The sequence below is a fragment of the Aeromonas aquatilis genome (assembly GCF_054052405.1).
The window spans coordinates 35,950-45,905 of sequence record NZ_JBSTYP010000039.1; the positions used below are offsets into that span (position 1 = coordinate 35,950).

Here is a 9,956-nt window from a genome sequence, read left to right on the forward strand (position 1 = left end):
CCATGGGTCAGCGCGGTTTTGATAGGCGCACATCTCCCTTTACGGCATAGTGGTCGTACCAAGTACAAGGAGAGACGCATGTTCCTGCTGACCCTGGGGGTTGCACTGTTTACCCTGATCCATCTCTACCCCTGTTTTGCGGTGGCCCATCGGGCGCGACTGCGCGAGCGGCTGGGTGAGAACCGCTACAAGGGGCTCTTCTCCCTGCTGGTGTTTGTCGCCATCGCCTGCATCATTGCCGGTTGGCGGTCGGCCAGCTTGCTGCCGCTCTATTTCCTGCCGGAGTGGGGGCCGATGACCATGACGGTGATGATGCCCTTTGCGCTGATCCTCTTTTTCTCCGGCCAGGGGCCCAACCATCTGCGCCGCTGGCTGGTGCATCCCCAACTGCTCGGTACCCAGCTCTGGGCGGTGGCCCATCTGCTGGTCAACAGCGAGGCGCGATCTCTGGTGCTGTTTGGCGGCATCGGGCTCTGGGCGCTGGTGAGCATGGTCTGGATTTCGGTGCGGGACTGGCAGCGATATCCCCGTCCGGCGGCTAACTGGACGGGCACCGGCATCAGCTTCGGGGCGGGCCTTGCTGCCACTGCGCTGCTGGTGTTCTGGGGCCACGGCTGGCTGACCGGCATTCCATTGTATTGAGAGTGAACTGCGGCTCTGGTAACCGCGTATGATGGACAAAACAAAAGGAGTCTTGGCGATGAAATGGTTCACTCTGTTGCTGTTATTGGGGGCCGGAGCGGCCTCTGCGGCGTGCCCCGATTATTTCAATGTGGAGATGCGGGAGCTCAACAACTCTCAGCGCCACAACCTCTGTCAGCTGACCGAGGGCAAGGTGGTGCTGGTGGTCAATACCGCCTCCTACTGTGGTTACAGCGGCCAGTTTCGCGATCTGGAGAAGCTCTATCAGAACTACAAGGATAAAGGACTGATTATTCTCGGTTTCCCCTCTAACGACTTCTGGCAGGAGGCGGGCAACGAGACCAAGACCGCCGAGGTGTGCCGTCGCGACTATGGCGTGACCTTCCCCATGTTCAACCGGGTGGCGGTGCGGGGCTCCGATGCGGTACCGTTGTTCAAGGGGTTGGCGGCGGCCGCTGACGGGGATGAGCCGAACTGGAACTTCCACAAGTATCTGGTTGGGCGCGATGGCAAGCTGATCGCCAGCTACGGCGCCAACCAGAATCCGGCTGACGACCCCCTCAAACTGCAGATCACTCGGGCGCTGGGGCTCTGACCCTACCCCTTGGCGGGCGGCTCTGGAATAATGGGCTCCCGCCACTCAATCCGGTTATCCTGTGCTGCAACGTCTTCCTCAAATGGTGATCTTCGATGCGCTGGTGCGCGAGCAGGGGATCTCTGCTGCCGCTCGTCGGCTCGGGGTTTCCAAATCCCATATCAGCAAACAGCTGGCGTTGCTGGAGACCACCCTCGGCGCCCAGCTGGTGCAGCGCACCACTCGCCGCTTCGTCCTGACCGAGCTGGGTCAGGAGTATGCCCGTCACTGTCATGCGCTGGTGGCGGTGGCGCACGAGGCGGACTCCATGATTGCCGAGCGGCGTGGCAAGGTGAGTGGTGTGCTCCATCTCGGGGTGGGCCAATCCTTCGGTCGTTTGCATGTCATTCCCCATCTCAAGGCGTTTCAGGACTGCTATCCCGAGCTGGAGCTGGAAGTCTCGCTGTTCGACCACAGAACCAATCTGGTGGATGAGGGGCTGGATCTCTGGCTCACCACCTATGAGGACAAGCCCGAAGGGCTGGTCGGGCAGCGGCTGGCCGACATCGGTTTCGTGGTGGCAGCCTCGCCGGATTACCTGTTGAGCCACGGCACGCCGCTCCATCCCAAGGATCTGGCCCAGCACAACTGCATCACTTACCAGAGCCGGGAGCGGCGCTATCACCAGTGGTCGTTTCGCCAGGGCAAGGAGCGCCAAACGGTGCAGGTGGCGGGCAACTATCGGGTGGATATGGCGGAGGCGGTGCGGGATGCTGCACTGGCCGGGCTCGGCATCGCCTATATCGCCAACTATTTGCTGGACAAGGAGTTACAGAGCGGCAAGCTGATCCCGGTGCTGCCAGGGTGGCGACCGAACCAGCAGATGGCGGTACACGCCGTTTATGCCCGGCGCGAACATTTGGATCCCAAGATCCGTCTCTTCATCGATTTCCTCAAGGCCCGCTTTGGCCCCGAACCCTATTGGGAGCAGCGACTGGCCCCTGGCTCGGGGGTAAATTGTCCGGCGGTGAGGAATGATTGTTTCCATATAAGAACTCTCGATTTCTCCTGATACTAAAATCGAACCAAATCAGCCAGTTGGCGCAACCGATATCGTGCAAACGTTTTTTCTAACAGGGTTGTAACCAAGCGGACTTGCAGTGACGGGGGGAGAGGCGCAGAATCCGCGCCCATCTTTTGCCCCACCTGATGGAGTCCCTATGATTGCCCTGCTCGGCATCCTGAGTATCCTGGCGCTTGCCGTCATCTGCTCTGATAATCGTCGTCGTATCCCGTTGCGAACAGTTGGCCTTGCCCTCTGCCTGCAAATCATGTTTGCCGGTCTGGTGCTCTGGCTGCCTGCCGGTCAGCACGTGCTGAACGGGGTGAGCGAGAGTGTCAGCAGCGTGATTGGCTACGGTCAGGAGGGGATCGCCTTCCTGTTCGGTGATCTGGCCAAGTTCAAGCTGGGCTTCATCTTTGCCTTCAACGTGTTGCCGGTCATCATCTTCTTCTCCGCGGTGATCGCCATCCTCTATCACATCGGCATCATGCCACGGGTGATCGCCCTGCTGGGCGGCGGTCTGCAGAAGCTGCTCGGCACCGGCCGTGCCGAGAGCCTCTCCGCGACCGCCAACATCTTCGTTGGCATGGTGGAAGCGCCGCTGGTGGTCAAACCCTACCTCTCCAAGATGTCCGACTCCCAGTTCTTCGCGGTGATGAGCTGTGGTCTCGCTTCCGTCGCCGGTGGCACCCTGGTGGGGTATGCCAGCCTCGGGGTTGAGCTGAAATACCTGATCGCTGCCGCCTTCGTGTCAGCCCCTGCCGGTCTGGCGATGGCCAAAATCCTGGTGCCGCCGGGAGCTGAAGAGGTCGATCACCATCAGGATGTCGAGATCCCCCGCGCCACCAACGTGATTGAGGCGGCGGCCGATGGCGCCATGTCCGGCCTCAATATCGCGGTGGCGGTCGGTGCCACCTTGCTGGCCTTCGTCGGCGTGATCGCCATGCTGAATGGCCTGCTCGGCTGGGCTGGCGGTCTGGTAGGGCTGGATCTGAGCTTCCAGATCATTCTGGGTTGGCTGTTTGCCCCCGTCTCCTGGCTGATCGGTGTGCCCTGGGATCAGGCGCAAGCCGCTGGCGCCCTGATCGGCACCAAGATCGTTGTCAACGAGTTCGTCGCCTTTATCGGTCTGGTGCAGGATCAGACCCTGAGTGAGTCGAGCAAGGCCATCGTGACCTTCGCCCTGTGCGGCTTTGCCAACATCTCCTCCATGGCGATCCTGATCGGCGGTCTGGGCTCCATGGTGCCGGAGCGCAAATCCTTCATCGCCCGTTACGGCATGCGCGCCATCCTCTCCGGCGTGCTGGCGAACCTGATGAGCGCCTGTTTGGCGGGTCTGTTCCTCGCCCTATAACTGACGGGCGGCACGGAATAGATGCAACAAGGGCGCCGCGATGGCGCCCTTGTCATATGGATAAAAGAAGCCCCGACCTTGGTCTGGGCTTCTTGTTGGTACTCAGTCGACGTAGAAGGTCTGCTGGAAGCTGAGGCTCTGCTGCTGCCCACCGCCCATGATCTTCAGGGTGAACTGATAGGTGTCTTCGTTGCGGTAGGGGAGGGTCGCCAGATAGTAGATGGCATCGCCCTCTTTTACCTCCTGAAAGCTCAGGGTGCGGATGGTGCCGGTCAGGTTCTTGGCCTCACCGGTGATCCCCACGGCTTGCGCCACTTTCTGCTTGTCCTGTACCGCGATATTGATGATGGCGTTGTAGCGGCTGCGCTCCAGCCCATACGCCTTGGCGACCTCGGGAGTGAGGAAGCTGGAGTTGAAGGCGTTGTAGTGCACCAGCCAGGGCCCCAGCTCCTTCATCTGTTCTGCCTTGAGCGGCAGGGTCATCAGCAGTGCCAGCAGGCCACTCATCCAGGCTGTTTTCATCTGTCATCCCTCTCATATACGGTTGGCGCAGGCCGATTCATTCAGCCTTGCGTGTCATTCAGCAGTGCACTCACTTCTTGCGGCAACTGTTTGGGGCTGTCGATGGCGACGGTTTTGTGTCGCCCCAGCTCGCCCCTCACTATGGTTACCTGGCCCTTGGCCACCTTGGCCACCTTGAACTGCTTGGCCAGAAACTTGATCAGATGGCTGTTGGCCTGGCCATCGACCGGCGGCGCCGTGATGGCCACTTTCAGCTCTTCGCCATGCAATCCGATGATCTGATCCCGACTCGCCTTGGGCTGGATCACCAGATGTAGTACCAGTTCATCCCCTTGTTGCAGGACGGCTGGCATCAAATCATCCACCACAGCTGGCCGAACAGGTCACCCAGCAGATAGTTGATGGCTTGCAGGCCGATAAAGGCGACCAGCACCGAGAGATCCAGTCCGCCCAGCGCCGGCAGTACGCGGCGGATAGGGGCGAGGAACGGTTCGGTCAGCTGATACATCACGTATTCGATGGGGTTGCGGCCCTGGCTGACCCAGCTCAGGATGGCGCGGATCAGCAGTACCCAGAAGATCATCGAGCCCGCTTTCTTCAGCACGGTCAGCGCGGCAAACAGGCTGATGCTGAGCCAGTCCGCCAGCAGCACGTTCATGCTCTTGAGCAGGGCCAGCTTGAGGAAGGCGACAGCCAGCGCCAGCACCACGGAAGCGAGATCGATGCCGCCCAAGCCCGGGATCACCCGGCGCAGCGGGATCACCAGCGGATTGGTCAGCTTGACCACCATCTGGCTCATCGGGTTGTAGAAGTCGGCGCGGGCCCACTGCAGCCAGACGCGCAGCAGGATCACCATCAGGTAGAGATCGAAAACGGTGTTAATCAGAAAGTAAGCAGTGTTCATCTGGGCTCCTGTTAGAAGAGGGTTTCCATTTCGGTGGCACGAGCAACGGCCGCCTGCATGGCTTGCGCAGTCAGCGGCATCAGCCCCTGCTGCTGGAATGTCTTGATGGCTTCGGCTGTGGTGCCGCCCTTGCTGGTCACCTGCTCACGCAGGGTCTGCAGCGACAGCTCGGGATTTTGCTCCACCATGGCTGCTGCACCGAGGGCGGTTTGTTGAACCAGTTGGCGTGCCTGTTCGGGCGAGAAGCCCATCGCTTCGGCCTCTTCGGCGATCGCCTGCATAAAGAGGAAGAAGTAGGCCGGAGCACTGCCCGCCGCGGCGATGACGCCGTTGATGCCAGACTCTTGATCCACCCAGAGGGTCTTGCCGACCGCCTGCATCATCTGCTCGGCAAAGTCGCGATCGTGGGCTCCAATATGCTCGGGCGCGTATAGGCCGGTCATGCCCAGACCCAGCAGGGCCGGGGTATTGGGCATGGTGCGGATGATGCGGTGATGGCCGCCGGCCATCTCGCCAAGGCGCGCCACCTTGATACCAGCCGCGATGGAGATGAGCAGCTTGCCCTCAAGGGAGCCCAGCTCAGCAACCAGCGCGGCCAGCATGCCGGCCATCAGCTGTGGTTTGACCGCCAGCACGATCACTTCGGCGTCTCGGGCCGCCTCGGCATTACTCTGGGTGATGCGAATGCCATGTTCGCTTGCCAGCGCCTCCAGCTTGGGCAGACTGGGGTTGGCAGCAGTGATCTGCTTGGCGGGATAACCTGCCTTGACCAGTCCGGCGATGATGCTGCGGCTCATGTTGCCCGCGCCGATAAAGGCCAGCGTTCTATGCTGCATCAGATGCTCCTGTTGCACATGGGGTCGCGGCGGGATTGGCGCTGCCTGCACCACCTGACGCCAGAATTCGGTGTTCCATCAAACGCTCCTATTGATGAAGTCGCGGCAAGAGGCGGATCTGTCAGTTATCCGCCAGCCTTGCCTATGAGTAGTCACGGGCGCCGAAGATGGCGGTGCCGACCCGCACCATGGTGCTGCCGTGGGCGATCGCCAGTTCAAGATCCTCGGTCATCCCCATCGAGAGGGTATCCACCGTGGGGTATTGTCGCGCAAGCTCGGTGAACAGAGTCTGCATACGGGTCATTTGGGCGGCCAGTACGCTCTCGTCACTGGTGTGCTCGGGAATGGCCATCAGCCCCCGCAGCACCAGTCGCTCACTTTGAGAGACCAGCTCGGCAAGGCGGAAAATCTCTTGTTCCGACGTTCCGGATTTACTGCTCTCTCCGCTAATATTGATTTGCAGACAAACATTTAGCGGTGCCATGCTGGCGGGACGCTGGTTGTTGAGGCGGTCGATCAGCTTGTCCCGATCCACGCTCTGCACCCAGTCGAACCGTTCGGCGACCAGTTTGGATTTGTTCGATTGCAAAGGGCCGATAAAGTGCCACTCTATGTCGCAATATTCCGGCTGCTGGCGCAAGGTATCGATCTTGGTCGCCGCTTCCTGGGCGTAGGATTCGCCAAAGCAGCGCTGACCTGCAGCATGGGCGGCCATGACGGCCTCGACGGGCTTGGTCTTGCTCACGGCCAGCAGGCGGATCTGCTGCAGGTTGCGGCTCGCCCGTTTGGCGGCCTGGGCAATACGTTCCTTTACCTGAAACAGGTGCTGGGCAATCTGGTTCATATTTCGTTAGTGATCTTGTGATGGGAGAATGACAAGTCTATGGATATCACAGAGTTATTGGCTTTCAGTGTAAAGCATAAAGCCTCGGATCTACACCTCTCGGCCGGGGTTCCCCCGATGATCAGGGTTGATGGTGAGGTTCGCAAGATCAATTTGCCCGCCCTGGAACACCGGGAAGTGCATGCCCTCATTTATGACATCATGAACGACCATCAGCGCAAGGAGCTGGAGGAGAACTTCGAGGTCGACTTCTCGTTCGAGGTGCCCAATCTGGCTCGTTTCCGGGTCAACGCCTTCCAGCAGGCGCGCGGTTCCGGCGCGGTATTTCGTACCATCCCCAGCACTGTGCTGAGCCTCGAAGATCTTGATGCGCCGGAGATCTTCCGCAAGATCGCCGAGTTCCCGCGGGGTCTGGTGCTGGTGACCGGGCCGACCGGTTCCGGTAAGTCGACCACCCTGGCGGCCATGGTCAACTACATCAACGAGAACTTCCATCACCACATTCTCACCATCGAAGATCCCATCGAATTCGTCCACGAGAACAAGCGCTGTCTGGTGAACCAGCGGGAAGTTCACCGGGATACCAAGAGCTTCAGTAACGCTCTGCGCTCGGCACTGCGGGAAGACCCGGACATCATTCTGGTGGGCGAGATGCGCGACCTTGAGACCATTCGTCTGGCCATGACCGCCGCCGAAACCGGCCATCTGGTGTTTGGCACCCTGCACACCTCGTCGGCGGCCAAGACTATCGACCGTATCATCGACGTCTTCCCCGGCGCGGAGAAAGACATGGTGCGCTCCATGCTGTCTGAATCCCTGCGGGCGGTTATCTCCCAGACCCTGCTCAAGCGCATTGGTGGCGGCCGGGTGGCGGCACACGAGATCATGATGGGCATTCCGGCGGTGCGTAACCTCATCCGGGAGGACAAGATCGCCCAGCTCTACTCGGTGATCCAGACCGGGATGACCCACGGCATGCAGACCATGGATCAGAGCCTCAAACAGCTGGTGAGCCGCGGCGTGGTGGCATCCCTCGATGCCAAGGCCAAGGCCGTCGATCCCAACAGCGTTTAAGAGCGTCGAACCCAGGGAGGGATAAATGATGAATCTGGATGAATTGCTGGCCGAACTGGTCGAACGAAAGGGCTCGGATCTGTTTGTGACGGTGGGATCGCCGCCCACCCTCAAGGTGAATGGCCATCTGGTGTCGCTGGGGGGGGAAGCGCTCGACAAGAAGGGGGCGCTGACGTTGGTGAGGGAGACCCTCAGCAGCGATCACTTCGAACGTTATATCCGCACCAAGGAGGCCAACTACGCCATTCACCGCGAAACTTTGGGTCGTTTTCGGGTCAGCGCCTTCTGGCAGCAGGAGCTGCCCGGCATGGTGGTGCGGCGTATCGAGACCCGCATTCCTACCTTTGAAGATCTGCAGCTACCCAAGATCCTGCAAGAGGTCGCCATGGCCAAGCGGGGGCTGGTGCTGTTTGTCGGGGCCACCGGGGCGGGCAAGTCCACCACCCAGGCGGCGATGATCGGCTATCGCAACCAGCATGCCGATGGTCACATTCTGACGGTGGAAGACCCGGTGGAGTTTGTCCATCAGCATGGTCGCAGTCTGGTGACCCAGCGGGAGGTGGGGATCGACACCGAATCGTTCGATGTGGCGCTGAAAAGCTCGTTGCGTCAGGCGCCGGACGTGATCCTGATCGGCGAGATCCGAAGCCAGGAGACCATGGAGTTTGCCCTGCAGTTCGCCGAGACCGGTCACCTTTGCCTCGCCACTCTGCATGCCAACAACGCCAACCAGGCGCTGGATCGCATCCTCCATCTGGTGCCGCAAGACAAACACCGCCAGTTCCTGTTCGATCTCTCCTTCAACCTGAAAGCCATCGTTGCCCAGCAACTGGTGCCAAGCATGGATGGCAAGCGGCGTTTTGCCGCGTTCGAGGTGCTGCTTAATACTCCGCTCATCACCGACATCATTCGCAAGGGAGAGATGCATCGCCTCAAGGAGGTGATGACCAAATCCACCGAGCTGGGTATGCAGACCTTCGATCAGGCGCTCTTCAGCCTGTTCTGCGCCGGCCAGATTGGCTACAGTGAGGCCCTCGCCCATGCCGACTCGGCCAATGATTTGCGTCTGCAAATCAAGCTCTCAGGCCAGGATGCGCTGGGTTCTGGCGTGCTGGACAATGTGACGCTGGATGAATGAATCATGGGGCCGTTTTGCCGTTCGGCCCCTCGCCATAAAGGAATGTTATGCTGATTGTGGTTTCCCCGGCCAAGACGCTGGATTACGAGTCACCGCTGGTGACCCCCCGTTTCACCCAACCCGAGCTGCTGGATCACTCCGCCGAACTGATTAGCCGGGCCCGCCAACTGAGCCCGGACCAGATCGCCACTCTGATGAAGATCAGCGACAAGCTGGCGGGCCTCAACGCCGCCAGGTTTGCCGAGTGGCAGCCAGATTTTACCCCTGCCAACGCCCGTCAGGCGCTGCTGGCCTTCAAGGGGGATGTCTACACCGGATTGGCGGTAGAGGATTTCAGTGAGGCTGATTTTGACTTCGCTCAGGCGCACCTGCGGATGCTCTCCGGCCTCTACGGCGTGCTGCGCCCCCTCGATCTGATGATGCCCTACCGGCTGGAGATGGGGACTAAGCTCGACAATAGCCGCGGTAAGGATCTCTACCAGTTCTGGGGGGAGGTGATCACTCACCACCTCAACGATGCGCTGGCAGCGCAGGGGGATGAGGTGCTGATCAATCTGGCCTCCGACGAGTATTTCAAGTCGGTACGACCCAAGAGCCTGAAAGGGCGGATCGTTACCCCGGTGTTCAAGGATGAGAAGAACGGCCAGTTCAAGATCATCAGCTTCTACGCCAAGAAGGCGCGCGGCATGATGGCTCGCCACATCATCAAACACCGCCTGACCGAGGTGGAGCAGCTGACCGGTTTCAACGCCGATGGCTACTACTTCGTGCCGGAAGAGTCGGACGCCAATACCCTGATGTTTAAACGCGCCGAAAATTAATTACAAAAAGAGGGAACCAATCTTTCGACCCGCGGGTCTGAATATGTGAATCCTCTGTTGTAAGCACTTTTTATTCGCCGACGTTTGATACGTCGGCTTTTTTATGGCTATGTCCCAATTACGTGTTGAAAGGCTAAGCTTGAAGTAGGCCATCACCTTGAGGTCTACCATCATGGATACCCCA

At 59.9% G+C, this 9,956-nt stretch carries 11 protein-coding genes and 1 pseudogene; 7 read left to right on the top strand and 5 right to left on the bottom strand.

From position 1 onward, the window contains the following. Positions 1-78: 78 nt before the first annotated feature. From ACW5W8_RS15725 to ACW5W8_RS15740, 4 genes and pseudogenes are all read left to right on the top strand, one after another. Positions 79-642, top strand: a complete 564-nt coding sequence (locus ACW5W8_RS15725) for an NnrU family protein (RefSeq protein WP_498628623.1) — start codon at positions 79-81, stop codon at positions 640-642. 58 nt (positions 643-700) lie between these two features. Then, positions 701-1,237, top strand: a complete 537-nt coding sequence (locus ACW5W8_RS15730) for a glutathione peroxidase (RefSeq protein WP_139408516.1) — start codon at positions 701-703, stop codon at positions 1,235-1,237. Between the two features lie 82 nt (positions 1,238-1,319). Next, positions 1,320-2,254: pseudogene (locus tag ACW5W8_RS15735) on the top strand (LysR family transcriptional regulator). Between the two features lie 182 nt (positions 2,255-2,436). Then, positions 2,437-3,633: a NupC/NupG family nucleoside CNT transporter gene (locus ACW5W8_RS15740; RefSeq protein WP_498628625.1), complete on the top strand. Its 1,197-nt coding sequence runs from the start codon at positions 2,437-2,439 to the stop codon at positions 3,631-3,633. Positions 3,634-3,735: 102 nt separating this feature from the next. Here ACW5W8_RS15740 and ACW5W8_RS15745 read toward each other — a convergent pair whose 3' ends face one another. The 5 genes from ACW5W8_RS15745 to ACW5W8_RS15765 form a co-directional block, all read right to left on the bottom strand. Beyond that, complete coding sequence (locus tag ACW5W8_RS15745) at positions 3,736-4,155, bottom strand: DUF4426 domain-containing protein (protein WP_498628627.1); 420 nt, start codon at positions 4,153-4,155, stop codon at positions 3,736-3,738. Positions 4,156-4,196: 41 nt separating this feature from the next. After that, positions 4,197-4,508, bottom strand: coding sequence for a DUF167 family protein YggU (gene yggU, locus ACW5W8_RS15750; RefSeq protein WP_498628629.1), 312 nt, complete (start codon positions 4,506-4,508; stop codon positions 4,197-4,199). Next, complete coding sequence (locus ACW5W8_RS15755; protein WP_498628631.1) at positions 4,508-5,059, bottom strand: YggT family protein; 552 nt, start codon at positions 5,057-5,059, stop codon at positions 4,508-4,510. Before ACW5W8_RS15755 ends, yggU begins: the two co-directional genes overlap by 1 nt. A gap of 11 nt (positions 5,060-5,070) precedes the next feature. After that, positions 5,071-5,895, bottom strand: coding sequence for a pyrroline-5-carboxylate reductase (gene proC / locus ACW5W8_RS15760; protein WP_498628633.1), 825 nt, complete (start codon positions 5,893-5,895; stop codon positions 5,071-5,073). 142 nt (positions 5,896-6,037) lie between these two features. Continuing rightward, a complete protein-coding gene (locus ACW5W8_RS15765; protein ID WP_498628636.1) occupies positions 6,038-6,739 on the bottom strand; it encodes a YggS family pyridoxal phosphate-dependent enzyme in 702 nt (233 codons plus the stop codon). Between the two features lie 39 nt (positions 6,740-6,778). On the opposite strand from ACW5W8_RS15765, the gene tapT reads away from it, so the two are divergent. Genes tapT through yaaA form a run of 3 tightly spaced genes read left to right on the top strand, consistent with a single transcriptional unit; the run spans position 6,779 to position 9,772 of the window. Next, a complete protein-coding gene (tapT, locus tag ACW5W8_RS15770; RefSeq protein ID WP_234662958.1) occupies positions 6,779-7,813 on the top strand; it encodes a type IVa pilus ATPase TapT in 1,035 nt (344 codons plus the stop codon). A gap of 28 nt (positions 7,814-7,841) precedes the next feature. Beyond that, on the top strand, positions 7,842-8,951 hold the full coding sequence (tapU, locus tag ACW5W8_RS15775) for a type IVa pilus ATPase TapU (protein ID WP_498628641.1): 1,110 nt from the start codon (positions 7,842-7,844) through the stop codon (positions 8,949-8,951). A gap of 47 nt (positions 8,952-8,998) precedes the next feature. Next, on the top strand, positions 8,999-9,772 hold the full coding sequence (gene yaaA, locus ACW5W8_RS15780; RefSeq protein ID WP_498628639.1) for a peroxide stress protein YaaA: 774 nt from the start codon (positions 8,999-9,001) through the stop codon (positions 9,770-9,772). Positions 9,773-9,956 lie beyond the last annotated feature (184 nt).

Bases quoted from the DNA above. Each gene is read 5' to 3' on its own strand.
- ACW5W8_RS15765 (WP_498628636.1), bottom strand. From the start codon at position 6,739: ATGAACCAGATTGCCCAGCACCTGTTTCAGGTAAAGGAACGTATTGCC.
- ACW5W8_RS15725 (WP_498628623.1), top strand. From the start codon at position 79: ATGTTCCTGCTGACCCTGGGGGTTGCACTGTTTACCCTGATCCATCTC.
- ACW5W8_RS15755 (WP_498628631.1), bottom strand. From the start codon at position 5,059: ATGAACACTGCTTACTTTCTGATTAACACCGTTTTCGATCTCTACCTG.
- tapU (WP_498628641.1), top strand. From the start codon at position 7,842: ATGAATCTGGATGAATTGCTGGCCGAACTGGTCGAACGAAAGGGCTCG.
- ACW5W8_RS15745 (WP_498628627.1), bottom strand. From the start codon at position 4,155: ATGAAAACAGCCTGGATGAGTGGCCTGCTGGCACTGCTGATGACCCTG.
- ACW5W8_RS15730 (WP_139408516.1), top strand. From the start codon at position 701: ATGAAATGGTTCACTCTGTTGCTGTTATTGGGGGCCGGAGCGGCCTCT.
- proC (WP_498628633.1), bottom strand. From the start codon at position 5,895: ATGCAGCATAGAACGCTGGCCTTTATCGGCGCGGGCAACATGAGCCGC.
- ACW5W8_RS15740 (WP_498628625.1), top strand. From the start codon at position 2,437: ATGATTGCCCTGCTCGGCATCCTGAGTATCCTGGCGCTTGCCGTCATC.
- tapT (WP_234662958.1), top strand. From the start codon at position 6,779: ATGGATATCACAGAGTTATTGGCTTTCAGTGTAAAGCATAAAGCCTCG.
- yaaA (WP_498628639.1), top strand. From the start codon at position 8,999: ATGCTGATTGTGGTTTCCCCGGCCAAGACGCTGGATTACGAGTCACCG.
- yggU (WP_498628629.1), bottom strand. From the start codon at position 4,508: ATGCCAGCCGTCCTGCAACAAGGGGATGAACTGGTACTACATCTGGTG.